Raw genomic sequence first — 25,169 nt, 5'->3', positions numbered from 1 at the left:
CATCCTCCCCCGCCGGCACCTCAGTCCGCATCCAGATATCTGAGGCCCTGCTTCAGGTAAGTCCGAGGATTCGTGTCGAGCCGCGAGGCCCAGGCCGGATCGGTCTCGCCGCGCAGCCACGCGTACCGCGCCAGCGCGTACCCGTACATCGCCTCGGTCAGGTACCCGAGCCGGCTGGTCCGCCACCCGGTCGTCGACCGGCTGTACTCGAAAGCGGCATTCGCGCTGAACACACCGAAGCCGAAGAAGACCGTGAACAGATCGGTCATCGGCTCGTCGTCGCGCAGATCCGGATCGCGCCGCCCCTCGCCCAGCAGCCGCTCGTGCCCCAACTCGTGCGCGATCGTCGCCACCAGCGCGACCGGCTCCCGCGCCTTGGCCATCTCGACCGTGATCACCGACACACCCTCACGCCGCCGCCAGTGCGCCGCGGCTCCACGCGACCGCATCTCCACCGGCAGCCCGTCGATCAGGTCGTCCATCGCGTCGTCCGGCTCGAGCTCCAGCACCACCCGCTCGACCGGTACGCCGACCAGCCCCGCGACGGTCGCGTAGACGGCGCGCACATCCGCCTCGGACCCGGCGTACCCAGGCGGGAAGAACGACGCCGAAGGCAGCACCACCGGACGCTCCAGCACGTTGGATCCGAACGACTCGACGAGCCAGTCGAGCGACTCCTCGATCCACACCTGCTCCTCGGCCCGGACCGGGCATTTCGGCCGTCCCCACCAAGCCATCCGACACCACCCCCTGCCCCTCAGATGCCCCAGACCCGCCGCGAGGTTCCCATCTCACGATATGGCGGAGAATCTCAAAATCCGGGATAGCTGCTAGCGCATCCACCGGTCCGTTGCTTATCGTCGTCGGCAGGTCATGAGAGCCAGCGACAAGCCCCGGCTAGCTGGACGGCAACCCTCCACCGCGGTGGGGTGCCCCGGGTGAGGACCAGGCCGTGCGGACACCCCGTTCGGCAAGTGCGGACATCCGGGAGCAGCAGCATGTCGATCCTCTCCATCCTCGAGCCGGCCAACACCACGGCGACCCGCCAGGCCGTCACCCGGCTCACCACCGGCAGCATCCCCGCCACCGTCGGCGCCGACCTCCTGGTCCCGCTGGCCGACGGCCGGGTCACCGACTACGCGAACTTCGACCACGGCGCCAGCGCGCCCTGTCTGGAGTCGGTACGCCGTGCGGTCGAGGCCGCGCTGCCGTCGTACGCGTCGGTGCACCGCGGCAACGGGTACGCCTCCCGGATCACCACGCAGTGGTACGAGCGGGCCCGCGCCGAGGTGCACTCGTTCGTCGGCGCTCGCGAGGACGACCAGGTGATCTTCACCCGGCAGACCACCGACGCGCTCAACCTGCTCGCCAAGGCGCTGCCCGCCGACGCGACCGTGATCGTCTTCGAGTCCGAGCACCACGCCGCCCTCCTCCCCTGGCCGGCCGAGCGGACCGTCCGGCTCGCGGCTCCGTCCACCACCACCGGTGCGGTCACTGCTGTCGCCGACGCACTGCGCCAAGCGCCCGAGGGCCCGCGGCTGGTCGTCGTGACTGGTGCGAGCAACGTGACCGGCGAGATCTTCCCGATCGCTGAGCTGGCCGCCGTGGCCCGTGCGCACGGCGCCCGGATCTGTCTGGACGCCGCGCAGCTCGCACCGCACCGTGAGGTCGACATCGCCGAGCTGGACGTCGACTGGGTCGCCCTTTCCGGCCACAAGCTCTACGCCCCGTACGGCGCCGGCGCGCTGATCGGCCGGGCCGACTGGCTCAACGCGGCCGACCCCTACCTGTACGGCGGCGGCGCGACCGCCTCCGTCACCACCGAGGCCACGGTCTGGAACGAAGGCCCGGCCCGGCACGAGGGTGGCTCCCCCAACGTCATCGGCGCGATCGCCCTGGCCGCCGCGTGCGCCGCGATCAGCCAGCACCGCGAGGCGATCGAGCAGCACGAGCGCAGCTTGCTCGCGCGGCTGCGCACCGGCCTGGCGCAGATCGCCGGCGTCACGACGTACGACATCTTCGGCGCCGACGCCGACCGCGTGGGCACGGTCTGCTTCACCGTCGCCGGGATCAGCTCGACCATCACGAGCGCGGCGCTCTCGGCCGAGTACGGCATCGGCGTCCGCGACGGGAAGTTCTGCGCGCACCCGCTGGTCGGCCACCTGCTGCAGGACTCGCCGGAGCACGGTACGGCGGTGCGCGCGAGCCTCGGCCTCGGCACGAGCCGCGAGCACGTCGACCGCCTGGTCAGCGCGGTCCGCACGCTCGCGACCAAGGGCCTGAGCCGCAGCTACGAGGAGTCCGCGCACGGCTGCCAGCCGGCCGACGACCCGCGCGACCTCGAGGCCCCGCAGATCTGGTGAACCTCCACCACTCACCAACCCGCCGACGAAGGCCGATCCACCGCTCGGCGAGGCCATCGAAGGCGACCCAGCCAGCGGGTTGGTGAGTGCTACAGCTCCGGTGAAAGACCTGTGTGGTGAGCGGCGAACGCCAGCAGGTCGGCCCACTCCGAGGCGACCATGGCGGCGGGTTTCCCGAATCCGTGGCCGGTGTCGACCTCGATCCTGGTCAGCACCGGAGCGTCCCCCGCCTGCGCGTGCTGCAGCGCGGCGATGAACTTGTGGCTGTGCAGCGGCACCACCCGGTCGTCGTGGTCACCGGTGACCACGAGCGTCGCCGGGTACGTCGTACCGTCCCGCAGGTTGTGCAGGGGTGAGTAGGCCAGCAGGTCCTCGAACTGGGCCGGGTCGTCGGGCAGACCGTAGTCCGACGCCCAGCCTGCTCCCACGGTGAACAGGTGGAAGCGCAGCATGTCCAGTACGCCGACGCCCGGCAGTGCGACGGCGAAGAGGTCCGGCCGCTGCGCCATCACCGCTCCGACCAGCAGGCCGCCGTTGCTGCGTCCGTGGATCGCCAGCTGTGCCGGTGTGGTCACTCCACTGGAGAACAGGTGCTCGGCAACCGCGATGAAGTCGTCGAACACGTTCTGCTTGTTCGCCAGCCGCCCGGCGTCGTGCCACTCGCTGCCGAACTCGCCGCCGCCCCGCAGGTTGGTGACCACCAGCACTCCCCCAGCCGCCAGCCAGGCCGCCCAGCCCGGCCGGTAGTCGGCGAACACCGGGATGCGGAAGCCGCCGTACCCCCACTGCAGCGTCGGCCGCGGCGCATCGAACCCAAGGTCGCTACGGCTGATCAAGTAGTAGGGCACCGAACGGCCCGGCTCCACGCGGCGCTCCACGACAACAGCAGGAGGCGTGTAGGTCGCCCCCGCCGGGACCAGCTCGGGCAGTGCTCGCGCGGCCCCGTCGAGCACGAGATAAGCAACAGTCGGCTCGACAGAGGTCGAGAACCCGACGAACACCTCGTCAGACTTCACCGAAGAATTCAGCCCCACCAACCCACCAGCACCCACCTCGACCACCCGCGCGTCCCCACCGGAGACGTCGTACAGCGTCACCACCGGCTGCGCGTCGACCAGCGACACCGTCACCAGCCCACCAGCGGTCCCCCGCACCTCAACGAGCGTCGCCGCACTCTCCGGAATCACGTCCACGAACGACCCGGACAGATCACTCGACACCACCCGCCCGCGCGGCGCGTCCCGATCGGTCCGCAGGATCAGCCGGTCGCCGGACATCCGCACGAACAGCGCCTCGAAGGCGAACTCGTCGATCACCTTCACCGGCTCACCGAGCCCGCCGTCGACCAGCGGGTAAAGCCACAGCCGGGTCCGCGGGTCGGTCCCCTCGAAGATGTGCAGGACGACGTACCGGTCGTCCTCGGTGACGTCGACGTCGAAGTACAACCGTTCGTTCGGCAGCCGCAGGACCAGCTCGTCCTCGCTCTGCGGCGTGCCGATCCGGTGCAGCTTGAGCTCGCCGGCGCCGAGCGCCCGCGTCTCCGTCCCCTCGCTGCGACCGCCCGACGGGTAGTGCACGTACAAGTACGCCGAGGAGTCCGGCAGCCAGGTCGCCTCGCTGAACTTGGCCTCGCTCACCACGTCGTCGACCGGCGACCCGGTGGCGATGTCGAGCAGCCGGAACGTGATCCAGTCGCTGCCGCTCTCGTTGATGCCGTACGCGAAGTACTTGCCGTCCGGGCTGACCGTGAAGGTGCCGAGCGAGTCGGTGCCGTCGTCGGACAGCGTGTTCGGGTCGATCAGCACCCGGCCGCCGGCGAGCAGCTCGTCGAGCGACTCCGCGACGTACACCACGTCCTGCGCCTGGGTGCCGTCGTTGCGGCCGACGAAGTACCAGCCGGCCTTGCGCACCGGAACGCCGGCCCGCGGCCGCGCCAGGATCGCGCTCATCGTCTCCTGGAACCACGGCCGTTCGCCGTACGACGACAGCTCGGCCTCGGTGAACGCGTTCTGCCGCGTCACCCACTCCTTGGTCCCGGCCGAGTCCGGGTCCTCCAGCCAGCGGTACGGATCGGCGATCGGTTGGCCGTTCAAGGTCTCGACGACGTCGTCGCGGCGGCTCGACGGGTAAGCGGCGGTCATGCGGTCAAACCTAGCCCGCCGCCCGCGGCAACCGCCGACGGTTTTCCCTAGCAACCGTCCCACCCGATCCGGACCGCCGGCTGGCGGCACCCCGCGCAGGCGCCGGGCCCCGGATCGGGTGGAACGTCCCCAGAGGTGGCCTAGTGGCGACGCGCCGGCGGCAGGTCCTTGCGCCAGAGCACCTTGCCGTACAGGTCCCGCAGCGAGACCGTGAACACCTCGCTGCGCGGGTCGATCTCGACGTGCCCGAAGAACTGGTTGCCGCCGCTCGGCGGCTGGTTCGGGAAGTCGGCCGCCTTGACGAACTCCAGCTGCGGCCCGAACGTCGGGTCCAGCGCGTTCGGCCCGAAGGTGCCGGCGTTGACCGGCCCGGCGACGATCTCCCAGAACGGGTCGAAGTCGGTGAACGTCGCTTTCGCCGGGTCGTAGCGGTGCGCGGCGCAGTAGTGCACGTCCGCGGTCAGCCAGACCGTGTTCTTCACCTTGCGACGCTTGAACTGGCTCAGCACCCACGCGATCTCGTGCTCCCGACCACCGGGCGCGCCGGCGACGCCGTTCGCGACGGCCTCGATCAGGTCGCCGTCCGGAACCAGTACGCCGAGCGGCATGTCGCTCGCGATCACCTTCCAGGCCGCCTTCGACGACGCCACCTCGCGGACCAGCCAGGCGGCCTGCTCGGCGCCCAGCATCGCGACCGGACCGGTCTCGCCCGGCGCCGGGTTCGCGCCGCGGTAGGTCCGCATGTCCAGGCAGAACACGTCGAGCAGCGGGCCGTGGCTGACCTTGCGGTAGATCCGCTCCTGGCCGCCCTGGTGCGCGATCGGCAGGTACTCCAGGAACGCCTTCTTGGCGCGCCGGGCGAGCACGTTCACCCGCTTCTCGGTGTACCGGTCGTCGGTCAGGATCTCGCCGGGGTACCAGTTGTTCACGGTCTCGTGGTCGTCCCACTGGCTGACGATCGGTACGTCGGCGTACAGGTCGCGGACGTTGTGGTCGAGCAGGTTGTACTTGTACCGGCCGCGGTACTCCGCCAGCGTCTCGGCGACCTTCGCGACCTCCTCGGTCACCACGTTCTTCCAGACCGTGCCGTCGGCCAGCGTCACCGACGCCTCGATCGGCCCGTCGGCGTAGATGTTGTCGCCGGAGTGCAGGAAGAAGTCCGGGTCGGTGCGGTGCATCGCGCGGTAGGCGACCATGCCGCCGAAGTCCGGGTTGATGCCCCAGCCCTGGCCGACGGTGTCGCCGGTCCAGACGAAGCTGACGCCGCGGTTGCGGCCCGGCGTACTGAACGATCCCTCGAGGCTCTCGCCGCGACGGCCGTACGCGTCCTCGAAGGACACCCGGTAGTCGTAGCGCTGGCCCGGCCGCAGGCCCTTCAGCGGCAGCTGGGCGGTGAAGTCGTCGTCCGGCCCGGTCACCGGGCCCCGCAGCCGGATCGCCCGGTCGAACCGGCCGTGGCTGGTCAGGTCGACGACGAGGCGCGACCGGCGGTCGGTGCGCGACCACACGACGGCGGAGTTCGCGGTGACGTCCCCGCTCATCAGGCCCGACGGGAGGGCCGGGCGGTCCCGGCGGACGACGGACGGTACGGCGGAAGCGACACCCGGTACGGCGAGCGAGGCGCCCGCCACGGAGGATGCGGCCAAGAGCTGGCGGCGGCTCAGGTTCATGGGTCCGAAGGTGCTCCTCGCGGGTGACCGCCGTGTGACCGCGAGGCGAACTGACTGACAACTCAGCGACGCTGGTCCGGGGCTTGTGGCAGGCCCGATGATGGAGGCACCGACCGGAGAAGGGACGATCAGCGCATGAGCAGGGAACGCCGCCTCGCGCAGATCTTCGTCCTCCTCGCCGACACCCTGGTCGACGAGTTCGACCTGGTCGACTTCCTGGGCGTGCTCGCCGAGGTCAGCGTCGAGCTGCTCGCGGTCGACGCGGCCGGGCTGATGCTGGCCGACGACCACGGCGTACTGCATGTGATGGCCTCGTCGGACGACCGGGCCGAGGTGCTCGAGCTGGTCGAGCAGCAGCACGAGGAAGGGCCCTGCCTGGAGTGCTTCCGGACCGGGCAGGCGGTGATCGACGCCGACATCAGCCGCTGGCCGGAGCTCGCGAGCTCCGGCGGCTACCTGTCGGCCCACGCCCTGCCGCTGCGCCTGCGCGGCCAGGTGATCGGGGTGATGAACCTCTACCGCTGCGACCCGGCGCCGCTCGGCCAGGAGGACGCCGCCCTCGGGCAGGCGCTCGCCGACATGGCGACCATCGGCCTGCTGCACGAGCGCGAGATGCGCGGGTACGTCGAGCTGACCAGCCAGCTCCAGCACGCGCTGGACAGCCGCGTGCAGATCGAGCAGGCCAAGGGCATGCTCGCCGAACGGGCCGGTCTGACCCTGGCCGCCGCCTTCACCGCGATGCGCTCCTACGCCCGCGGCAGCGGCCAGGGCCTGACCACGGTCGCACAGGGAGTGTTGGAAGGATCACTCAGGACGTCCACGCTGCTGGCCCATTAGTTGCGTGTCGCCTCGGGGCGTGGTTCCGTTGAGCCTAGACAGCCACTTACTCGTGGCGCTGCCCCGGACCCGGTAGCGCATCGACTGATGCACTCCAGGGAACGAGGCGTTTTCTTTGTCGCAGACCGTCATTGACGATTCGACTCCTCAGCAGCGCTACACCAGCCTGTACAGCGACCTGTTGCACACTGTGCGCGACCTGGGTCTGCTGCGCCGCCGGTACGCCTACTACTGGACCCGGATCGGTTTGGTACTGCTTTCGCTCGGCGGGATCATCACCGGATTCATCCTGCTCGGCAACTCCTGGTTCCAGCTCCTGATGGCGGCCGCGCTGGCGCTGGTGCTGACCCAGGTCGCCTTCCTGAGTCACGACAGCGCCCACCGGCAGATCTTCGACTCCGCCGCCTGGAACGACTGGACCGCACGCGTCCTGGCCGGCGGGATCGCCGGGATGAGCATCAGCTGGTGGCGCAACAAGCACAGCAAGCACCACAACGCCCCGAACCAGATCAGCAAGGACCCTGACATCGGCCCCGGCGTCCTGGCTTTCAGCCCCGAGTACGCCGAGTCGCGCACCGGCTTCGCCAAGTGGTTCACCGACCGGCAGGGCTGGCTGTTCTTCCCGCTGCTGACCCTCGAGGGCATCAGCCTGCACGTCTCGAGCCTGCAGCACCAGTTGCGCAAGGGCGCGACCAGGATGGAGCGCATCGAGGCCGCGGTCGTCGTGTCCCGCCTCGGCGGCTACGTCACCGTCCTGTTCCTGCTGCTCCCGCCCGGCAAGGCCGCGGCCTTCCTCGGCCTGCAGCTGGCCCTGTTCGGCGTCTTCCTCGGTGCGTCGTTCGCCCCGAACCACAAGGGCATGCCGCTGGTGCCCGCCACGATGAAGGTCGACTTCCTGCGCCGCCAGGTGCTGATGTCGCGCAACATCCGCGGCGGTATCGTCGTCGACTTCCTGCTCGGCGGCCTGAACTACCAGATCGAGCACCACCTGTTCCCGAGCATGCCGCGGCCGACCCTGCGCCGGGTGCGTCCGATCGTGCGCGAGTACTGCGCGAAGCACAAGGTGAAGTACACCGAGGTCGGGCTGTTCGAGTCCTACGGGATCGTCATCGACTACCTGAACAACGTCGGCCTGCGCGCCCGCGACCCGTTCCAGTGCCCGCTGACCGCGGCCATGCGCGCACCCGCTACTAACTAGGCGGGATCTCGCCCGATCCGCGGATCGTGAGCTTGACCGGGACGCGCACCGTGCGTCCCGGTCGGTGCGGTTCGGGCAGCCGTTCAGTCATCAGCTGGATGGCTGTCCGGGCCATCACGTCGGCCGACTGGGCCACCGCGGTCAGGCCCGGGCTGAGCAGATCGCCCAGCGCCAGGTCGTCGAAGGAGACCAGGGCGACCCGGTCCCGGCGGCCGGCCATGCCGCGGAGGACCTCGGCGGTGGTCATGTTGTTGGCCGACAGCAGCGCGGTCGCGGCCTCCGGCCGATCCAGTACGGCGGACAGCGTGATCCCGATGCCCTCGGTGGTCGGCTCGGACAGGTGGACCAGGTCCTCGTCGACCTCGATCCGGTGCCGGGCCATCGCCGCGCGGTAGGCCACGACGCGTTCGCGGGCGGTGAAGATCCGCTCGTCGTCACCGAGGTACGCGATCCGGCGGTGGCCCTGCCGGACCAGGTGGTCGATCGCCTGGTCGATGCCGCCGGCGTTGTCGGCCAGGACGGCGTCCGCCTCGATGCCGTGCGCGGGCCGGTCGATCGTCACGACCGCCATCCCGGCGTCGACGTGCGGGGCCAGGTACTCCTGGGTCTCCCCGATCGGCGCCATGATCAGCGCGTCCGGGCGCCGGGCCACGAACTCCAGGCAGACGTCCCGCTCGCGTTCGGGGTCCTCGTCGGTCAGGCCGATCATCACGACCGAGCCGCTGGAGCGCGCCCACAGCTCGACCGCGCGGCCGAGCGAGGCGAAGAACGGGTCACCGATGTCGCGGATCACCACGGCGATCGTGCCGGTCCGGCCGCGGCGCAGCATCCGGGCCGACTCGTTCGGCGTGTAGTTCAGGTCCTTGATCGCGGCCTGGACCTTGGCGGTCAGCTCGGGGCTGACGTTCGGCTCCTCGTTCACCACCCGGGAGACGGTCTTCAGCGCGACGCCGGCCCGCGCGGCGACCTCTTTCATGGTGGGCCGGCGCTGCCCCGCTCCGTTGACACCGGTGATACTCACAGGCGTCCTCGCTTCGCTGCGGGCGCCTGTGAGTATTTACTGCTCTGCTGATTGGTTCGTTCGCTTCGCTCACTCACACGCCCACCCCTCAGATAAGAAGCCCTTAGCTTTCCACGACGACGGGGATGATCATCGGCCGGCGACGGTGCGTGTCGCTGACCCACTTGCCGACCACGCGGCGGATCACCTGCTGCAACTGGTACATGTCGTCCACCCCGCTCCCGATCGCCTTCTCGATCTCCGCCTCGATCTTCGGCTTCAGGTCGTCGAAGACGGTGTCGTCCTCGGCGAAGCCCCGGGCCTGGATCTCCGGCCCGGCCGTCAGTTTGCCGGTCACGGAGTCCATCACGGCGATCACCGAGATGAAACCCTCGTCGCCGAGGATCCGCCGGTCCTTCAGCGAGGTCTCGGTGATGTCGCCGACCGTCGACCCGTCGACGAACACGTACCCGCACTCGACCTTGCCCGCGACGACCGCCCGGCCCTCGACCAGGTCGACGACCACGCCGTCCTCGACGACCACGACGTTCTCCGCCGGTACGCCGGTCTGCCGCGCCAGCTCCGCGTTCGCGTGCAGGTGCCGGATCTCGCCGTGCACCGGCATCACGTTGCGCGGCTTGACGATGTTGTAGCAGTAGAGCAGCTCACCGGCCGACGCGTGCCCGGACACGTGCACCAGCGCGTTGCCCTTGTGGATCACGTTCGCGCCGTGCCGGGTCAGGCCGTTGATCACCCGGTAGACCGAGTTCTCGTTGCCGGGGATCAGGGAGGACGCCAGGACGACGGTGTCGCCGGGCTGGATGTGCACGACGTGGTGGTCGTTGGCCGCGATCCGCGACAGCGCCGACATCGGCTCGCCCTGCGAACCGGTCGACACGAGGACGACCTGCTCCGGCGGGTAGTCGTCCAGCTCGCGCATGTCGATCAGGGTGTCGCCGGGCACCTTCAGGAAGCCGAGGTCCCGGGCGACGGCCATGTTGCGGACCATCGAGCGGCCGACGTACGCGACCTTGCGGCGGTGCTTGACCGCCGCGTCCATCACCTGCTGGACGCGGTGCACGTGGCTGGCGAAGCAGGCGACGATGATGCGCTGGTTCTTCGCGTTGGTGAAGACGCCGTCGAGCACCGGCGCGATGTCGCGCTCGTGGGTGGTGAACCCGGGCACCTCGGAGTTGGTGGAGTCGACGCAGAACAGGTCGACGCCCTCGTCACCGAGGCGGGCGAACGCGTTCAGGTCGGTGATGCGGTGGTCCAGCGGCAGCTGGTCCATCTTGAAGTCGCCGGTGTGCAGCACCAGGCCGGCCGGTGTCCGGATCGCCACGGCCAGCGCGTCCGGGATGGAGTGGTTGACCGCGACGAACTCGCACTCGAACGGCCCGAGCCGGACCGTCTCGCCCTCGGCCACGACCTGCTGCGGCACGTTGCGGTGCCGGTGCTCCTTGAGCTTGCCCTCCAGCAGCGCCAGCGTCAGCTGGGACCCGAGCACCGGGATGTCGCCGCGCTCGCGCAGCAGGTACGGCAGGCCGCCGATGTGGTCCTCGTGGCCGTGCGTCAGAACGACCGCCACGATGTCGTCCAAACGCTCCCGGATCGGCTGGAAGTCCGGGAGGATCAGGTCGACACCGGGCTGGTTCTCGTCCGGGAAGAGCACGCCGCAGTCGACGATCAGCAGCTTGCCGTCGTACTCGAAGACGGTCATGTTGCGACCGACCTCGCCGAGGCCGCCGAGCGGGATCACCCGCAGGGCGCCGGGGGCCAGTGGTTCGGGGGCGGACAGGTCGGGGTGGGGATGACTCATGCAACCAGTCCTGACGTCCTGAGATCCGTGGTCAGCGCATCGACCTGCGCGGGGGTGGCCTCGATCAGCGGAAGCCGTACGGCGGCGTGCTCGATCACGCCGAGCAGCTGGAGCGCCGCCTTCACCATGATCGCGCCCTGGGTCCGGGTCATGATCGCCTCGACGGCCGGGATCAGCCGCCGGTCGATCGCGCGGGCGGCAACCAGGTCCTGTGCGACGACGGCGTCGATCAGCTGCCGGTACTGCGGGCTGGCGGCGTGCGCGACGACGCTCGCGATCCCGACCGCACCGATCGACAGCCAGGCGAGGTTGAGCTCGTCGGCGCCGCAGTAGTACGCGAGGTCGGTGTTCGCGAGCACCTTGGTGGCCGCCGCGACGTCGCCCTTGGCGTCCTTGACCGCGACGATCCGCGGGTGGTCGGCCAGCGCGATCAGCGTCTCGGTCTTCACCTCGACCCCGGCCCGGCCGGGAATGTCGTACAGCAGGTTCGGCAGGCCGGTCGCGTCGGCGACGGCGGTGAAGTGGGCCTTCAGGCCTTCCTGCGGGGGCTTGTTGTAGTACGGCGTGACGACGAGCAGGCCGTGCGCGCCGGCGGCTTCGGCCGCCTTGGCCAGCTCGATCGTGTGGGCGGTGTCGTTGGTGCCGACCCCGGCGATCACCTGCGCGCGGTCGCCGACGGCTTCCAGGACGGCGCGGACCAACTGGTCCTTCTCGGCGTCGGAGGTGGTCGGCGCTTCGCCGGTCGTACCGTTGATGATCAGCGCGTCGTTGCCCTGGTCGGCCAGGTAGCCGGCGACCTTCTGCGCAGCGTCGACATCGAGCGAGCCGTCCGGCCGGAACGGGGTGATCATCGCGGTGGTCAGCCGGCCGAAAGGCGGCGACGTTGCTGCTGAGGACATGGGGGTCAGATTACCGCTCCGAACGCCTCAGGAAATGAGTAGGCCTGGTGGCTGTCCGCTCGGGGGTCCGGGCAGCCACCAGGCTCACTCGTCCTATCGGGCCGCGCCCAGCAGTCGTTACAGCTTCCGGCCAGAAATTCAGAAAAAGTTTCTGTGCGCACCTGGTGTGACGAGACGACTACTTTCCGTCGACCGGACAGGGGTTTTCAGCGGCACAAGCATGTCAGCGTCAGCGTACTGCCACGCTGGATCGACCAGGAGATAGCGTTCTCTCCGTGTCGAACCCGTTGAACGCAACCCGCCCTGCCGCCGCGGCCTCGCTGACCCTGGTGGTCCGCACGATGCTGATGGCCGTTCCGCTGCTGGTGCTCGTGCTCTGGTTCGTGCTCGCCGAGGACGGGCTCGGCCCGTTCCCCGCGGTCTGGGCGCCGCTGGTCGTCCTGGCCGCCGCCGTCGGGGCCTACGCGATCTGCGAACTGGTCGGCTTCCGCACCGCTCCCCTCCCGTACGGCGGCCGCCCGGCCGACGTACAGGCCGAGTCGTGGCGGCGTTTCACCTCGTCGACCTTCGTCCGCTTCGCGCTGTGCGAGGCGACCTTCCTGGTCTCGATCGCGCTGGGCTTCGTCGCCGACAGCTTCTGGGTCGTGCTGGTCGGCGCGGTGCTGGCGATCCCGCTGATCGTGCTGGAGGTCCTCCCCGGCACGCGGAACCAGCAGCGGTTCGCCGCCGCGCTCGAAGCCGGCGGCGCGCCGTCGTACTTGCTGGGTCGTCCGCAGGACCTGGCCGATCGCCCGCAGGACTACCGCTAGGCAGCAGTCCGGTAGACCAGGCAGCCGCGGCGTTCCAGCGCGTGCACCCACTCGGGGACGACCGGTAGGTCCAGCCAGCGCAGGTCGAGCTTCTCGAGCACCGGGAACGCGTCAGGTCCGAGGTCGGGCAACCAGGTGATCCGGTTGGCTCGCAGGTCCAGGTGCCGCAGTCGCGGCAACCGACTCAGCGCCACCGGGAACTCCGTCAGCGCCGTACCGCGCAGACTCATCACGCGCAGCTCGGTCAGCTGGTCGAACGTCCCCGGCACACCGGCCAGTGGGTTCCGGTCGAGGTGCAACTCGCGCAGCGAGCTCAGCTCGCCGTACGAGTCCGGCAGCACGGTCAGCTGGTTCCCGTAGAGCCGCAGCTCGACGAGTTCGCGCAAGCGCCCCAGGGATTCCGGTACGACGGGCAGGTTGTTGTCGGTCGCCCCGAGGTACCGCAGCGAGCCCAACTCACCCAGCGAATCGGGCAGGGCCCGGACGGCGAGATCGCTGACGTACAGGAACTCCAGGCTGGTCAGCTGCCCGAGTGAGTCCGGCAGCGCGCCTAGCGGCTGGTGACTGAGGTCGAGGATCCGCAGCTCGCGGAAGTCGCCGAGCCAGTCGGGCAGCCCCGTCAGCTGGTTGTCGTGGAGGTACAGCTCGCGCAGCCCGGTGTGCTCCTGGAGCGGCGGCACCTCGCTCAGCGCCTGGCCGCCGAGGTTCATCGTGCGCTTCATCCGCCCGCGATCCAGACCGAGGTCGTCGACCAGATCGTCGCGGCGAGATCGGCGGCGACGGCCAGTGCACCTGGCAGCAGCAGGAACGAGCCGACGACGAGCGCCGGCGCGATCAGCAGGTTCTCCACCGGGCCGTTGGTGCGGAAGCGCAGCAGCTTCGGCAGACGGATCTCGTACCAGGTCTCGCCCCGGATCGGCAGCGGCCACAGCCACGGGCAACCGGATCGCGTCAGGCTGTCGCCGAGGCAGTGCACGAACATGCCGAGGGCAACGGCCACGCCGATCCAGCTGCCGATCCCGTCCAGCCCGCCGCGCAGCGCCTCGACCGCCGACGTACCGGGCAGCCAGCCGCCGATGATCGTCCAGCCGCCGGCCGCGATCACGACCAGCAGCACCCAGTCCCCCAGGACGTCGGCCGCGAGGACCAGTCCGAGCAACGCGATCGCGAGAACCGTCCGCCACCCGCCGGCCGCACCGGCGCTCGACGTCGCGAAGCCGAGCAGGACGGCCGCGACCACCGTGTGGCTGAAGTGCCGGTGCTGACCCGTGCTGTCCTCGTCGCGCGGTCCCTTGGTCAGCGAGTAGAGCAACGCGGAGAACGCCCGGATCACGTTCGACACGAACCCCGTCAACGGGCCGAGCAGCCGCGACGCGCTCGCGCCCGGGTGATCGAGGTCGGGCAGCAGCGCGTACCCCGCGGTCGCGGCCGCGAACGGCACCACCTCGGCCACCGAGGTCAGACCTACCACCGGCGCGACGGCCAGCCCCGCGCACCAGCCGGACAACGCATGCGAACGCCCCATCACGGCGCCCCACCCCCTCTGTCGTGAGCCGCCGATTCTTTCAGCGCCCACCGACAGAACCGGGGACCGCAACGCTCAGGCGTCGAAGTCGAGTGTGACCTTCGCGGACGTCGGGTGCGATTGACAGGTGAGCACGTACCCGGCCCGGATCTCGTCCGGTTCGAGCGCCCAGTTCGTGTCCATCCGGACCGTGCCGTCGACGACCTTCGCGCGGCACGTCCCGCACACGCCGCCCTTGCAGGCGAACGGCGCGTCGGACCGTACGGCGAGCGTCGCGTCGAGCACCGCCTTCGCGTGCTCGCCGAGCGGGAACGTCGAGCGCCGTCCGTCGAGGATCACGGTCACCTCGGCCGCGTCCTCGTCGACCACGGTCTCCTCGACCCGTGCGACCGGAGCCTCGTCGCCGACGTGGAACAGCTCGGCGTGCACCTGTTCGCGCGCGACGCCCTGCTCCAGCAGCAGCTCCTGCGCGCCGACGACCATCGCGTACGGCCCGCAGAGGAACCACTCGTCGACGGTCTTGGCCGGCAGGATCGTGTCGAGCATCCGGCGCAACCGGTCGCTGTCGATCCGGCCGCTGAACAGCTCGACCTCGGTCGACTCGCGCGACAGGACGTGCACCAGGTGCAGGCGTTCGGCGTACCGGTCCTTGAGGTCGGCCAGCTCGTCGGCGAACATCACCGAGCCCGCAGTGCGGTTGCCGTACAGCAACGTGACGCGGCTCAGCGGCTCGACCTGCAGGATCGTCGCCACCAGGGACAGCACCGGCGTGATCCCGCTGCCGGCCGCGACGAACGCGTAGTGCTTGTCGTGCACCGGGTCGAGCGTCGTCCCGAACCGGCCGAGCGGCGTCATCACGTCGATGGTGTCGCCGGGCTTCAGCACGTTCGCGGCGTACGACGAGAAGTCGCCGCCGGGGATCTTCTTCACGCCGATCCGCAGCACGCCGGAGCCGGCCGGCGAGCAGATCGAGTAGCTGCGCCGGACGTCCTCGCCGGTCCGCCGTACGGTCAGGTGCTGGCCGGCGGTGAACTCGTACTCGCTGGCCAGCTCGGCCGGGACGGTGAAGGTGATCGCGACCGAGTCGTCGGTGATCGCGTCGATCGCCTGGACGGTCAGCGGGTGGAAGGTCGCGCGGCGACGGGGCTGCACAGTACTCATCAGATCGCCTTGAAGTGATCGAAGGGTTCGCGGCAGGAGTTGCACCGCCACAGCGACTTGCAGGACGTGGACCCGAAGCGGCTCAGCTCGGAGGTGTCGGGCGATCCACAGAGCGGACAGCGGATCGTCAGTGACACGCTGACCGGTCCACCGACCGCACGCGTCCCGGTCGGCGGGGCGATCCCGTACTCGGTCAGCTTCGCCTTGCCCGACTCGCTCATCCAGTCCGTCGTCCAGGCCGGCGACAGCACGGTCTCGACGCGGCCCTTCAGGTGCAGCGAGTCCAGCGTCAGCTCGACCTCGTGCCGGATCAGGTCCATCGCCGGGCAGCCCGAGTACGTCGGGGTGATCGTCACGACCACCTCGTCGCCCTCGTGCCGGACGTCACGCAGTACGCCGAGGTCGGCGATCGTCAGCACCGGCACCTCGGGATCGGCCACCTCGCCGACGGCGTCCCAGATCGCCGTGTCGGTCACCATGTCGCCCCCGGGTGCGAACGCGCGACGTGCTGCAGCTCGGCGAGCAGGTAGCCCAGGTGCTCGGTGTGCTTGCCGTCGCGACCACCGGTGTGCTGGTACGGCGACGTGGGCCGCTCGCAGGTCGACTCGTCGATGACGCGCGTCACCCGGCGGACCCACTCCTCCTCGAGCGTCGACGCGTCGACGGCCACGCCCGGCAGCCGCCGTACGAGGTCGTCGGTCTCGAACAGCTCGGCCATGTAGGGCCACAGCGCGTCGAGCCCGGCCTGCATGCGCCGGTGACTTTCCTCGGTCCCGTCGCCGAGCCGCAGCACCCACTGGGTCGCGTGATCGACGTGGTAGGCGACCTCCTTGACCGCCTTGCCGGCCACGCCCGCGAGCGTCTCGTCGGTCGAGGTGAGCAGCTGCTCGTACAGAAGGTGCTGGTACGTCGCGAAGTACAGCAGCCGCGCCATCGCGTGCCCGAAGTCGCCGTTCGGGAGCTCGCAGAGCTGCAGGTTCACGAAGTCGCGCTCGTCGCGGAAGTAGGCGAGGTCGTCCTCGGTCCGGCCGGCGCCCTCCACCTGCCCGGCGTACTGGAGCAGCGAGCGGGCCTGGCCGAGCTGATCGAGCCCGATGTTGCCGAGGGCAACGTCCTCCTCGAGCTGCGGGGCGGCCGCGATCCACTCTGCGGTGCGCTGCGCCGCGATCAGCGCGTCGTCACCGAGCCGGAGCGTGTAGGCGAAGAGGTCGCTCACAGGTGGTCGACGCCTTCCGGGACGGTGTAGAACGTCGGGTGCCGGTAGACCTTGTCACCCGCCGGGTCGAAGAACTCGTCCTTCTCGTCCGGGCTGGACGCGGTGATGTCGGCGGCGGGCACGACCCAGATCGAGACACCCTCCTGACGGCGGGTGTAGACGTCGCGGGCGTTGCGCAGGGCCATCGTCGCGTCGGGCGCGTGCAGGCTGCCGACGTGCGTGTGCGACAGGCCGCGGCGCGACCGGACGAAGACCTCCCAGAGCGGCTCGATCATGCGGCGTTCTCCTTCTGTGCTTTCTTGTCCGCGTACGCCGCGGCCGCCTCACGGACCCAGGCGCCGTCCTCGTGCGCCTTGACCCGGTGGGCCAGGCGCTCCTGGTTGCACGGACCGTTGCCCTTGACAACCTCGTACAGCTCGGCGAAGTCCGGCTCGGTGAAGCGGTAGTGACCGGTCTCCTCGTTCAGGCGCAGGCCGTCGTCGGGAACCCGCAGACCCAGTACGTCGGCCTGCGGCACGGTCATGTCGACGAACCGCTGCCGCAGCTCGTCGTTGCTGTGCCGCTTGATCCCCCAGGCCATCGACTGCTCGGAGTGCGTCGAACTGGCGTCCGGCGGGCCGAACATCATCAGGCTCGGCCACCACCAGCGGTCGAGCGCGTCCTGCGCCATCGCCTTCTGGCCCTCGGTGCCGTTGCACAGCGTGTGCAGGATCTCGAAGCCCTGCCGCTGGTGGAACGACTCCTCCTTGCAGACCCGGACCATCGCCCGCGCGTACGGCCCGTACGAGCAGCGGCACAGCGGGACCTGGTTGACGATCGCGGCGCCGTCGACCAGCCAGCCGATCGCGCCGATGTCGGCCCAGGTCAGCGTCGGGTAGTTGAAGATGCTGGAGTACTTCTGCCGGCCGCTGTGCAGCAGGTCGAGCAGGTCGGCCCGGTCGACGCCGAGCGTCTCGGCGGCGGCGTACAGGTAGAGACCGTGGCCGGCCTCGTCCTGGACCTTGGCCATCAGGATCGCCTTGCGGCGCAGCGAGGGCGCGCGGCTGATCCAGTTGCCCTCGGGCTGCATGCCGATGATCTCGGAGTGCGCGTGCTGGGCGATCTGCCGGATCAGGGTCTTGCGGTACCCCTCCGGCATCGCGTCCCGCGGCTCGATCCGGCCGTCGGCGTCGATGGTGGCCTGGAAGCTGTCCATGCTCGTCAGCATAGCCCAGTTGTGACACTTGTTCGCCACTTCGGACGAAAAGTGTCACAAGAGCGGACGGGGTGGTGGTAGCACCACCTCTTCTGGGGTGTCAGGCCGCTGGGAGCACGCCGTGCGCGGCGGCAGGATTCAGGTAACAGTTCAAAGCCTGCACAGTTTCCTGGAAGGACGTCCCGCCGTGGCACCCACAGCGACTCCCCCGGCCGTCGATCACCGCGGCCCCGTCACCGGGCGGGAACGCGCACTCGCCCCCGACCTGATCCGCGGCGCGATGCTGCTGCTGATCGCCCTGGCCAACGCCGCCAACGTCGCCTTCGCCGGCGCGCCTGGCGTGAACGGCAGTCCGCACGGTCTCGAGCGGATCTTCAACCTCCTCAAGCTGACGCTCGTCGACGCCCGGGCGTACCCGGTCTTCGGCGTGATGTTCGGGTACGGGCTGGTCCAGCTCGCCCGGCGGCAGCGGAACTCCGGCGCTTCGGTGGGCGCCGTGCGTTCGATCCTGCTGAAGCGGCACCTGTGGATGATCGTCTTCGGCGTGGTGCACGCGACCTTGCTGTACTTCGGTGACTTCCTCGGCGCCTACGGCATCATCGGCGTCGCCTGCACCTTGCTGCTGCTGAACCGGGGCGACAAGTTCCACCGGATCATCGTGGTCATCTGGGCGCTGCAGCTGGTCTACGTGGTCGTCACGGGTGCGATTGCCCTGATCGCCGCACTGAACTCGTCCGGCCCGGCCGCGACGATCGTCAACAGCCCGAACCCGTCGCTCGCCGCCGACAGCTGGGGCTCGGCTCTGGTCGACCGGCTGCACGAGTACCCGGCGCACACCGCGTTCGTCACCGGGCTGATCGTGGTTGTCTGGCTGGGCATGTGGGCCGCGCGCCGGCAGATCCTGGAGCGCCCGGAAGCCCACAAGACCCTGCTGACCCGCGTCGCGGTCGTCGGCCTCAGCGTGACCGTCCTCGGCGGGCTGCCGCTCGGCCTGGTCGGCGCCGGCTGGCTGCACGTCGATGGGGACGCTCTGGGTACCTTCGAGTTCCTGGCCCAGATCAGCGGGCAGTTCGGCGGACCCGGGTACGTCGCCCTCTTCGGCCTGATCGTCGCCAAGCTCCTGAAAACCCGCCGCACCGACCAGCTCGGCACCCCACTCACCGCGATCTCCGCCCTAGGCCAGCGCTCGATGAGCGGCTACCTCTTCCAGTCGATCTGCTGGACCCTCCTGCTCGCGCCGTACGGACCCCACCTCGCCAACCACCTGGGCAGCCCCGCCCTCGCCGCCGCCACCAGCGCCGTCGCGGTCTGGACCATCTCAGTCATCGCCGCCTACGCCATGAAACAAAACACCTACCGAGGCCCCGCCGAAACCCTCCTCCGCCGCCTGGTCTACGGCCGCTAACCCCCAGCCGACCCACCTACCCACTCCGACGAACGCCCGCCGGCCCCTCCGCCAGCGGGCGTTCGCCACGCCCACCTCAAGCCCACCCCCACCTCGCGACCACCCGTACGCCCCTCTCATATCTCTTCCCGGCCGCAGCAACCTCAGCCCCCACCAACCTCCCCGGCCGCATCACCACCAACCCTCCAGGGGCACCTCCCCTCTTCTCCTCTGAAGTCCTTTGGGAGGATGGACAGATGAGCAGCGAGTTCGGCGTACCAGAACCAGAAAACCTGGCAGCAATGCACGGAGATTCGCCGATCGCGGAGACCAGCGTGCGCCTCGCCCTCCCCGCCGAGGCGAACGCGATCGGCGAGGTCCAGGTAGCAGCCTGGCGCCGCGCGTACGACGGCCTCCTCCCGCCCGACGTACTGCTCGACCTCAGCCCCGCCCAGTTCGCCGCCCAGTGGCGCGCCGCGCTCCTGGCCCCCGGCGAGGCCCGCAACCGCGTCATGGTCGCCCTCGCCGGCCGCGACCTGGTCGGCTTCGCCGCGATCACCCCCTCGGACGACCCCGACGGCGACCCCCGCCACGACGCCCTGATCGCCGAGCTCGCGGTCGACCCCGAAGCCACCCGCGCCGGCCACGGCTCCCGCCTCCTCAACGCGGTCGTCGACACCGTCCGCGCCGACGGCTTCACCCGCATCACCGTCTGGGTCAACGCCACCGACGACGTCCTCCGCGCCTTCTACACCGAGTCCGGCTGGGCCCCCGACGGCGCCCACCGCGAACTCGACCTGTACGGCGACGCCTCCGTCCGCATCAAACAAATCCGCCTCCACGCCGCCCCCGGCACCGACGACTAACCCCACCGCCGCTGCAGCCACTCCACGGTCGCCCGCCCCGACCGCACCTGCCGTGGACGGATCCACGCACTCGCCTCGTCAGCCGGCCGGCTCCCCGCATGCCGCCAGTACGACGCCAACGCCACCAGGAACGCATCCACCGCGGCTTGATCAGCCGCTGCCCCACGCGCCGTCTGCCGGAACAGCACCTCCGCATCGAGCGCCCCGATCGACGACTCCAGCAACAGACACACCGCATCAACCCACCCCGGCCCCCGGCAGGACCGACCCCAGTCGAGCACCCAGACCCGCCCGTCGTCGCCCAGCCGCAGGTTGTCGTGCCGAAGGTCGAAGTGCAGCAGCTGATCCCCGGCAACCAGCCGCTCCCACTCCCCCTCGACCTGAGCCAACCGCCTGAGATTGAGGCGCTCCCACGCCGACAGTTGCCCGACACTCAACCGATCCCGTACGCCGTACTCCGCAAGCACCCACCAGGTGCTGCACCGCCCCCGCATCCGATCGACCACCGTCGGCAGCACACCCGTCGCCGTTGCCTCAAGGCGATCGGTAGTGGCGAGGACCCGACGAAGATCGGCTTCAGGCCAGGGCTCAGTCGGCTCTCGCCCCGGCGCGACGTCGAAGGCGAGGACGAGGTGGCCGGCGTACTCGGCCGTCCATCGCAAGCGGGGCGAGTGCGGGCTGGTCACCGACGCCTCGACTCGGCAGTCGGCCAGCCATGGGGACGAGAGTGGGACGGCCTTGAGGAAGTACTGGTCGTTGGTCGTCCGAACGATTCCTTTGATGCCGCCAGAGCCGCCTGACGCCGGCTCGAAGGCGAGCACCGGTTCGCCGCTGCGCCGCTCGAGGTCGGCTCGGATGTTCGCCCAGTCGTCCACCACTCCAGCCAACCCCGGCCCGCACCCGCGGCGCCAACTGTTTATGAAGCGCCGGCGGGGCGGCTGATTGTCAGGCGAGCGTGAAGCGACGCCGGTACGTCGTCGGGGTCAAACCCGTGGTGCGTTTGAGTTGGAGGCGGAGGTTGGTGGCGGTACCCAGGCCGGACTGGCGGGCGATGCGGTCGAGTCCCGGGGTACCGCGTTCGAGGAGGCGGCAGGCCAGGGCGACTCGTTCGGTGGTGAGCCAAGCCAGTGGGGTTGTGCCGAGTTCGGACTGGAAGCGGCGGTGGAGGGTGGCGGGGCTGACTGCTGCTCGGTCGGCTAGGTCGGTGATGGTCAGCGGGTCGGCGAGATGGGAGCGAGCCCAGGCGAGGAGCGGTGCGAGGGAAGTGTCTGCGACGGCAGGGACGGGCTGGTCGATGAACTGGCGTTGGCCGCCGTCGCGGTGGGCTGTGAAGACGAGGCGCCGGCTGACGGCGTTCGCGATCTCGGCGCCGTGGTCGGTGCGGATCAGGTGCAGGCCGAGATCCAGGGCCGCGGCACTCCCGGCCGCCGTGTAGACGTTGCCGTCAGCAACGAAGAGGACGTCGGGCTGGAGACCCACCGCAGGAAACCTGCGCTCGAACGACGCCGCCCAGCGCCAGTGCGTGGTCGCCCGCCGGCCGTCCAGTACGCCGGCCGCCGCCAGCGTGAAGGCGCCGGTGCAGAAGCTGACCAACCGGGCGCCGCGCGCGGCAGCACGTCGTACGGCGTCCAGAACCGCGGGCGAGACCGGCTCCTCAGGGTCGGGCCGGTTGGGGACGATCACCGTGTCGGCGGTGTCGACCTCGCTCAGGTCGCCGACGCCGCTCAGCGTGAAGAACCCCAGATGCATCGGCACCTCGGGCGACGGCGTACAGAGCGCGAGTTCGTACCACGGCACGCCGAGCTCAGGTCGCCGCAGTCCGAACAACTCGGTCGCCACCCCGAGCTCGAACGGGTTGGACCCCGCGTCGACGATCACCACGACCCGATGCACAGGGGGCGCCGGGTCCGCGGAGGGCGACCGCGCGGAGGCCGTCAGGCGGGACGCTCGACGGCCCGCGTCCTCCGGCGCGCCGCCGCGCTCGCCTCCGTGACGGTCGGCCGGCGGACGATCGCGGTGTTGCGAGGATTCTTTCGGCACACGCCATTTCTAGCACTCACCCCACACCCGGCGTACCGCTGAGGCTGGACCCATGAACGAACCAGTCGACCTGCACGCCGTCCTGAAGACCTTCGACGACCTCTGGAGCCCGCGGATCGCGGCCCGGCTGAACGACTACGACGTCCGGGTGACGAAGGTGGCCGGCTCCTACATCTGGCACCTGCACGAGACCACCGACGAGCTGTTCCTGGTGCTCGACGGCGAGCTCGGTATCGCCCTCCGCGACCCGGACGAGCGCACCGTCACGCTCTCCCCCGGCTCGGTCTTCGTCGTGCCCCGCGGCGTCGAGCACCGCCCGTTCTCCGACGGCGGCGCGTCGATCGTCGTGATCGAGCCCGCCGGTATCCCCACCACCGGCGACCGCCATGAGCCGATCCCTGACCACATCCGGACCCACACAGGGATCCCACTGACGAAGAATCCGTGACTACGCCTCCGCCAGCTCTTCGCTGCGGAACATCCGCCGATAGGTCGTAGGCGACACCCCAGCGGTTTCGCGCAGCTGCTGGCGCAGGTTCGTCCCCGTGCCCAGCCCGGCGCGGTCGGCGATCTGGTCGACGGTCAGCTCCGTGTCCTCCAGCAACTGGCGGGCATAGTCGAGCCGCTGCATCGCCAGCCAGCTCCCGGGGCTCACCCCGGTCTCGGCGCGAAATCGCCGGGTGAAGGTCCGGACACTCATCCGCGCGTGCTCGGCAAGCTCGACGAGGCTGAGCGGCCGGCCGAGCTGCTCGACCGCCCACGCGCGGGTGCCCGCCGTACCGCCGTCTCGTGCGGGCGGGATCGGGCGGCGGACGTACTGCGCCTGGCCGCCGTCCCGTCGAGGCGGTACGACGCAAGCGCGGGCCACCGAACTGGCGACGGCGCTCCCGTGGTCACGGCGTACGACGTGGAGACACAAGTCGATCCCCGCGGCCGCGCCGGCGGAGGTCAGCACGTCGCCGTCGTCGATGTAGAGCACTATCGGATCGACCGCGACAGCGGGGAACAGCTGCTGGAGTTGCTCGGCCCCGGCCCAGTGCGTCGCAGCCGGCCGGCCATCGAGCAGACCGGCCGCGGCCAGCACGAACGCGCCCGTGCAGATCGCCAGCAGTCGCGTCCCTGGGCGGATCTGCTCGAGCGCACGCAGTACAGCAGGATCGAGCTGACCCGCGGAGTCGAGGATCTTCTGGAGCTGATGCGAGGGCGGGATCACGACGGAGTCGGCGGTGGCGAGCACCGAGGCGTCGTACTGGACGGTGATCGAGTAGCCGTCGACGGTCTCCACGGGAGCGCCGTCGAGCGTGCAGGTGAGCACGTCGTACAGCGGATCGTCAGCGGCGAAGGCGCCGCCGAAGATCCGCGCCGGGATGGCGAGCTCGAAGGGGACGACGCCGGGCAGCGCGAGTACGGCGACGCGGTGCGGGCGGGCCGGGCGAACAGACATGGCCCGATAGTTTCACATGATGTCCATCAGGCCAGTGGGCACGGGGGCGGCGCCGCGAAAGACTCGGGGCATGACAGCGAACGAGAAGACGATGCGGGCCGTGGTCGCCAAAGGCGCCGGCGGGCCCGAGGTCCTGCACCTGGAGGAAGTCCGGCGGCCGAGCCCCGGGGCGACCGAGATCCTGGTCCGGGTGCATGCGGCGGCGATCAACCCGACGGACTGGAAGGGCCGCGCGGAGGGCGGGCGCGGGAGCGATCCGGTGATCCTGGGGTTCGACGTGGCCGGCGTCGTCGAGGAGGTCGGCGTCGGCGTGACCTGGGTGCAGGTGGGCGACGAGGTGCTGGGGATGCCGAAGTTCCCGGTGCTGCCGGGCGCGTACGCCGAGTACGTCGTTGCCCCGTCGCGGCAGTTCGTCCGCAAGCCGGAGGCGCTGAGCTTCGAGCAGGCCGCCGGCCTGCCGCTCGCCGCACTGACCGCTTGGCAAGGCCTTGTCGAGACCGGCGGGCTGCGCTCGGGGCAGCGCGTGCTGGTGCATGCGGCCGCGGGCGGGGTGGGTCACCTGGCGGTGCAGATCGCGAAGAGCTTCGGCGCGTACGTTATCGGTACGGCGAGCGCGGCCAAGCACGAGTTCGTCCGATCGCTCGGGGCCGACGAGGTCATCGACTACCGCACCGCCGACTTCGCCGACGTACTGCGGGCGCAGCCGGTCGACCTGGTCTTCGACCCGATCTCGGGTGACACCGGTCGGCGGTCGCTCGACGTACTGAAGGACGACGGTTCGTACGTGTCCATCCTCCCGGTCGACGAGCCGACCGCACAGGAGGGCAGGCGGCGGGGGATCCGCGCCGAGTTCACGCTGGTCGAGCCCGACCGCCGCGCGCTCACCGCGATCACCGACCTCGTTGCCCAAGGCAAGCTCCGGGTCGAGATCGACTCGGTCTTCCCACTGGCCGAGGCCGCCGCGGCCCACCGCCGCGGCGAGACCAACCAGGCCACCGGCAAGATCGTCCTCAGCGTGGCCCCGGCGAACTGATCCCGGCCGCCCTCGAGCCGCGGGCGCGGTACAGGTCTCTGAGCAGCGAGATCTCGGCGCCGTGGTGGATGGTCTCGCGGTTGAGGTGCGTGATCAGCGCGAGCATCGAGTCCTCGGCGTACGGGCCGCCCTTGGGACCCAGCGGCCGGGCGAGCCCTTCCTCGTCCAGCGAGCGGATGCCGTCGTGCCACCGCGCGTACCAGTGATCCAGAAACGCCAAGCCCTCGGCAGCGGTCAGCGGAAGCTCCGCCGGCATCTGCCGAGGGTCGAACATGCCCGCGTCCGCCGGGGTCGTCCCGTCGTTGAAGAACGTGTTCGCCCGGATCGCGAAGCACCCGACCGCGATGTGCACCAGCCGCCAGGCGATCGTCGTCACCGGCGGCGGCTCCGGCGCCGGGTCCTCGATGTCGAACACCACCCGCCCGGCGCCGTCCCGCCGTACCGACCAACTCGGCTGTGCCGGCTCCCACAGGTACTCCTCGTCGCTCAACCCCTCGAGCCGAGGCCGCAGATGCACGTCCCAGTAGAACTCCAACTGCCCGATCAGTTGTTCGCCAGTTCCCATTGTC

The 25,169-nt window shown here is 70.1% G+C and carries 25 protein-coding genes and 1 riboswitch; of the genes, 8 read left to right on the top strand and 17 right to left on the bottom strand.

Annotation, left to right across the window (positions count from 1 at the left end; translation table 11 throughout):
- Window positions 1–20: 20 nt before the first annotated feature.
- A complete protein-coding gene (locus HDA39_RS05770; RefSeq protein WP_184794201.1) occupies window positions 21–737 on the bottom strand; it encodes a hypothetical protein in 717 nt (238 codons plus the stop codon).
- A gap of 132 nt (window positions 738–869) precedes the next feature.
- Window positions 870–983: riboswitch (SAM riboswitch) on the top strand.
- 15 nt (window positions 984–998) lie between these two features.
- On the opposite strand from HDA39_RS05770, the gene HDA39_RS05765 reads away from it, so the two are divergent.
- Complete coding sequence (locus HDA39_RS05765) at window positions 999–2,363, top strand: aminotransferase class V-fold PLP-dependent enzyme (RefSeq protein ID WP_184794200.1); 1,365 nt, start codon at window positions 999–1,001, stop codon at window positions 2,361–2,363.
- Between the two features lie 89 nt (window positions 2,364–2,452).
- Here the strand turns inward: HDA39_RS05765 and HDA39_RS05760 are convergent, their stop codons facing one another.
- Together HDA39_RS05760 and HDA39_RS05755 are read right to left on the bottom strand one after the other, a co-directional pair.
- A complete protein-coding gene (locus tag HDA39_RS05760) occupies window positions 2,453–4,504 on the bottom strand; it encodes a prolyl oligopeptidase family serine peptidase (RefSeq protein ID WP_184794199.1) in 2,052 nt (683 codons plus the stop codon).
- A 140-nt stretch (window positions 4,505–4,644) separates the two neighbouring features.
- Window positions 4,645–6,174 (bottom strand): alkaline phosphatase D family protein, encoded by a 1,530-nt coding sequence (locus HDA39_RS05755; RefSeq protein ID WP_184794198.1) that lies wholly within the window; start codon window positions 6,172–6,174, stop codon window positions 4,645–4,647.
- Window positions 6,175–6,309: 135 nt separating this feature from the next.
- Between HDA39_RS05755 and HDA39_RS05750 the strand changes: the two genes are divergently transcribed.
- Window positions 6,310–7,011 (top strand): GAF and ANTAR domain-containing protein, encoded by a 702-nt coding sequence (locus HDA39_RS05750; protein ID WP_184794197.1) that lies wholly within the window; start codon window positions 6,310–6,312, stop codon window positions 7,009–7,011.
- A 190-nt stretch (window positions 7,012–7,201) separates the two neighbouring features.
- On the top strand, window positions 7,202–8,209 hold the full coding sequence (locus HDA39_RS05745) for a fatty acid desaturase family protein (RefSeq protein WP_337926118.1): 1,008 nt from the start codon (window positions 7,202–7,204) through the stop codon (window positions 8,207–8,209).
- Here HDA39_RS05745 and HDA39_RS05740 read toward each other — a convergent pair.
- From HDA39_RS05740 to dapA, 3 genes are all read right to left on the bottom strand, one after another.
- On the bottom strand, window positions 8,202–9,230 hold the full coding sequence (locus HDA39_RS05740) for a LacI family DNA-binding transcriptional regulator (RefSeq protein ID WP_337925641.1): 1,029 nt from the start codon (window positions 9,228–9,230) through the stop codon (window positions 8,202–8,204). The two genes, HDA39_RS05745 and HDA39_RS05740, sit on opposite strands and share 8 nt — an antisense overlap.
- Window positions 9,231–9,333: 103 nt before the next feature.
- Entirely contained in the window at window positions 9,334–11,028 is a 1,695-nt protein-coding gene (locus tag HDA39_RS05735; protein ID WP_184794195.1) for a ribonuclease J, read from the bottom strand.
- Window positions 11,025–11,927, bottom strand: coding sequence for a 4-hydroxy-tetrahydrodipicolinate synthase (dapA, locus tag HDA39_RS05730; protein ID WP_184794194.1), 903 nt, complete (start codon window positions 11,925–11,927; stop codon window positions 11,025–11,027). The genes HDA39_RS05735 and dapA overlap by 4 nt, the downstream gene beginning before the upstream one ends.
- Before the next feature lie 275 nt (window positions 11,928–12,202).
- Here dapA and HDA39_RS05725 point away from each other — a divergent pair, with 275 nt between their 5' ends.
- Window positions 12,203–12,736, top strand: a complete 534-nt coding sequence (locus HDA39_RS05725; protein WP_184794193.1) for a hypothetical protein — start codon at window positions 12,203–12,205, stop codon at window positions 12,734–12,736.
- On the opposite strand, the gene HDA39_RS05720 is transcribed toward HDA39_RS05725, so the two are convergent.
- The 7 genes from HDA39_RS05720 to paaA all read right to left on the bottom strand — a co-directional run bounded on the left by HDA39_RS05720 (window position 12,733) and on the right by paaA (window position 17,833).
- Window positions 12,733–13,458, bottom strand: a complete 726-nt coding sequence (locus HDA39_RS05720; protein WP_184794192.1) for a leucine-rich repeat domain-containing protein — start codon at window positions 13,456–13,458, stop codon at window positions 12,733–12,735. The genes HDA39_RS05725 and HDA39_RS05720 overlap by 4 nt on opposite strands.
- Window positions 13,455–14,261, bottom strand: coding sequence for a metal-dependent hydrolase (locus tag HDA39_RS05715; RefSeq protein WP_184794191.1), 807 nt, complete (start codon window positions 14,259–14,261; stop codon window positions 13,455–13,457). The genes HDA39_RS05720 and HDA39_RS05715 overlap by 4 nt, the downstream gene beginning before the upstream one ends.
- Window positions 14,262–14,336: 75 nt before the next feature.
- Entirely contained in the window at window positions 14,337–15,422 is a 1,086-nt protein-coding gene (gene paaE, locus HDA39_RS05710) for a 1,2-phenylacetyl-CoA epoxidase subunit PaaE (protein WP_184794190.1), read from the bottom strand.
- Window positions 15,422–15,901 carry a 1,2-phenylacetyl-CoA epoxidase subunit PaaD gene (gene paaD / locus HDA39_RS05705; RefSeq protein WP_184794189.1) on the bottom strand — a complete coding sequence of 160 codons (480 nt, stop codon included), beginning with the start codon at window positions 15,899–15,901 and terminating at the stop codon, window positions 15,422–15,424. Before paaD ends, paaE begins: the two co-directional genes overlap by 1 nt.
- Entirely contained in the window at window positions 15,895–16,638 is a 744-nt protein-coding gene (paaC, locus tag HDA39_RS05700; RefSeq protein WP_184794188.1) for a 1,2-phenylacetyl-CoA epoxidase subunit PaaC, read from the bottom strand. The genes paaD and paaC overlap by 7 nt, the downstream gene beginning before the upstream one ends.
- Window positions 16,635–16,913: a 1,2-phenylacetyl-CoA epoxidase subunit PaaB gene (gene paaB / locus HDA39_RS05695; protein WP_184794187.1), complete on the bottom strand. Its 279-nt coding sequence runs from the start codon at window positions 16,911–16,913 to the stop codon at window positions 16,635–16,637. The genes paaC and paaB overlap by 4 nt, the downstream gene beginning before the upstream one ends.
- Complete coding sequence (gene paaA, locus HDA39_RS05690) at window positions 16,910–17,833, bottom strand: 1,2-phenylacetyl-CoA epoxidase subunit PaaA (RefSeq protein ID WP_238355983.1); 924 nt, start codon at window positions 17,831–17,833, stop codon at window positions 16,910–16,912. The genes paaB and paaA overlap by 4 nt, the downstream gene beginning before the upstream one ends.
- Before the next feature lie 187 nt (window positions 17,834–18,020).
- Here paaA and HDA39_RS05685 point away from each other — a divergent pair, with 187 nt between their 5' ends.
- Window positions 18,021–19,238 carry a DUF418 domain-containing protein gene (locus HDA39_RS05685; protein WP_337925640.1) on the top strand — a complete coding sequence of 406 codons (1,218 nt, stop codon included), beginning with the start codon at window positions 18,021–18,023 and terminating at the stop codon, window positions 19,236–19,238.
- 236 nt (window positions 19,239–19,474) lie between these two features.
- Complete coding sequence (locus HDA39_RS05680) at window positions 19,475–20,083, top strand: GNAT family N-acetyltransferase (RefSeq protein ID WP_184794185.1); 609 nt, start codon at window positions 19,475–19,477, stop codon at window positions 20,081–20,083.
- Here HDA39_RS05680 and HDA39_RS05675 read toward each other — a convergent pair.
- Both HDA39_RS05675 and HDA39_RS05670 read right to left on the bottom strand, forming a co-directional pair.
- Complete coding sequence (locus tag HDA39_RS05675; protein ID WP_184794184.1) at window positions 20,080–20,958, bottom strand: phosphotransferase; 879 nt, start codon at window positions 20,956–20,958, stop codon at window positions 20,080–20,082. The genes HDA39_RS05680 and HDA39_RS05675 overlap by 4 nt on opposite strands.
- A 70-nt stretch (window positions 20,959–21,028) precedes the next feature.
- Window positions 21,029–21,964, bottom strand: a complete 936-nt coding sequence (locus HDA39_RS05670) for a GlxA family transcriptional regulator (protein WP_337925639.1) — start codon at window positions 21,962–21,964, stop codon at window positions 21,029–21,031.
- Between the two features lie 211 nt (window positions 21,965–22,175).
- Between HDA39_RS05670 and HDA39_RS05665 the strand changes: the two genes are divergently transcribed.
- Window positions 22,176–22,571 carry a cupin domain-containing protein gene (locus HDA39_RS05665; protein ID WP_184794182.1) on the top strand — a complete coding sequence of 132 codons (396 nt, stop codon included), beginning with the start codon at window positions 22,176–22,178 and terminating at the stop codon, window positions 22,569–22,571.
- Here the strand turns inward: HDA39_RS05665 and HDA39_RS05660 are convergent, their stop codons facing one another.
- Window positions 22,572–23,567 (bottom strand): GlxA family transcriptional regulator, encoded by a 996-nt coding sequence (locus HDA39_RS05660; protein WP_184794181.1) that lies wholly within the window; start codon window positions 23,565–23,567, stop codon window positions 22,572–22,574.
- A gap of 70 nt (window positions 23,568–23,637) precedes the next feature.
- On the opposite strand from HDA39_RS05660, the gene HDA39_RS05655 reads away from it, so the two are divergent.
- Complete coding sequence (locus HDA39_RS05655; protein WP_184794180.1) at window positions 23,638–24,600, top strand: NADP-dependent oxidoreductase; 963 nt, start codon at window positions 23,638–23,640, stop codon at window positions 24,598–24,600.
- Here HDA39_RS05655 and HDA39_RS05650 read toward each other — a convergent pair.
- On the bottom strand, window positions 24,578–25,165 hold the full coding sequence (locus HDA39_RS05650) for a DinB family protein (protein ID WP_184794179.1): 588 nt from the start codon (window positions 25,163–25,165) through the stop codon (window positions 24,578–24,580). The two genes, HDA39_RS05655 and HDA39_RS05650, sit on opposite strands and share 23 nt — an antisense overlap.
- Window positions 25,166–25,169 lie beyond the last annotated feature (4 nt).

Origin of the sequence: Kribbella italica (genome assembly GCF_014205135.1) — a bacterium.
Classification (GTDB): domain Bacteria; phylum Actinomycetota; class Actinomycetes; order Propionibacteriales; family Kribbellaceae; genus Kribbella; species Kribbella italica.
This window is presented reverse-complemented; position numbering and strand designations above follow the sequence as displayed.

Bases quoted from the DNA above. Each gene is read 5' to 3' on its own strand.
- HDA39_RS05770 (WP_184794201.1), bottom strand. From the start codon at position 737: ATGGCTTGGTGGGGACGGCCGAAATGCCCGGTCCGGGCCGAGGAGCAG.
- HDA39_RS05765 (WP_184794200.1), top strand. From the start codon at position 999: ATGTCGATCCTCTCCATCCTCGAGCCGGCCAACACCACGGCGACCCGC.
- HDA39_RS05760 (WP_184794199.1), bottom strand. From the start codon at position 4,504: ATGACCGCCGCTTACCCGTCGAGCCGCCGCGACGACGTCGTCGAGACC.
- HDA39_RS05755 (WP_184794198.1), bottom strand. From the start codon at position 6,174: ATGAACCTGAGCCGCCGCCAGCTCTTGGCCGCATCCTCCGTGGCGGGC.
- HDA39_RS05750 (WP_184794197.1), top strand. From the start codon at position 6,310: ATGAGCAGGGAACGCCGCCTCGCGCAGATCTTCGTCCTCCTCGCCGAC.
- HDA39_RS05735 (WP_184794195.1), bottom strand. From the start codon at position 11,028: ATGAGTCATCCCCACCCCGACCTGTCCGCCCCCGAACCACTGGCCCCC.
- dapA (WP_184794194.1), bottom strand. From the start codon at position 11,927: ATGTCCTCAGCAGCAACGTCGCCGCCTTTCGGCCGGCTGACCACCGCG.
- HDA39_RS05720 (WP_184794192.1), bottom strand. From the start codon at position 13,458: ATGAAGCGCACGATGAACCTCGGCGGCCAGGCGCTGAGCGAGGTGCCG.
- HDA39_RS05715 (WP_184794191.1), bottom strand. From the start codon at position 14,261: ATGGGGCGTTCGCATGCGTTGTCCGGCTGGTGCGCGGGGCTGGCCGTC.
- paaE (WP_184794190.1), bottom strand. From the start codon at position 15,422: ATGAGTACTGTGCAGCCCCGTCGCCGCGCGACCTTCCACCCGCTGACC.
- paaD (WP_184794189.1), bottom strand. From the start codon at position 15,901: ATGGTGACCGACACGGCGATCTGGGACGCCGTCGGCGAGGTGGCCGAT.
- paaB (WP_184794187.1), bottom strand. From the start codon at position 16,913: ATGATCGAGCCGCTCTGGGAGGTCTTCGTCCGGTCGCGCCGCGGCCTG.
- paaA (WP_238355983.1), bottom strand. From the start codon at position 17,833: ATGGACAGCTTCCAGGCCACCATCGACGCCGACGGCCGGATCGAGCCG.
- HDA39_RS05680 (WP_184794185.1), top strand. From the start codon at position 19,475: ATGAGCAGCGAGTTCGGCGTACCAGAACCAGAAAACCTGGCAGCAATG.
- HDA39_RS05665 (WP_184794182.1), top strand. From the start codon at position 22,176: ATGAACGAACCAGTCGACCTGCACGCCGTCCTGAAGACCTTCGACGAC.
- HDA39_RS05660 (WP_184794181.1), bottom strand. From the start codon at position 23,567: ATGTCTGTTCGCCCGGCCCGCCCGCACCGCGTCGCCGTACTCGCGCTG.
- HDA39_RS05655 (WP_184794180.1), top strand. From the start codon at position 23,638: ATGACAGCGAACGAGAAGACGATGCGGGCCGTGGTCGCCAAAGGCGCC.
- HDA39_RS05650 (WP_184794179.1), bottom strand. From the start codon at position 25,165: ATGGGAACTGGCGAACAACTGATCGGGCAGTTGGAGTTCTACTGGGAC.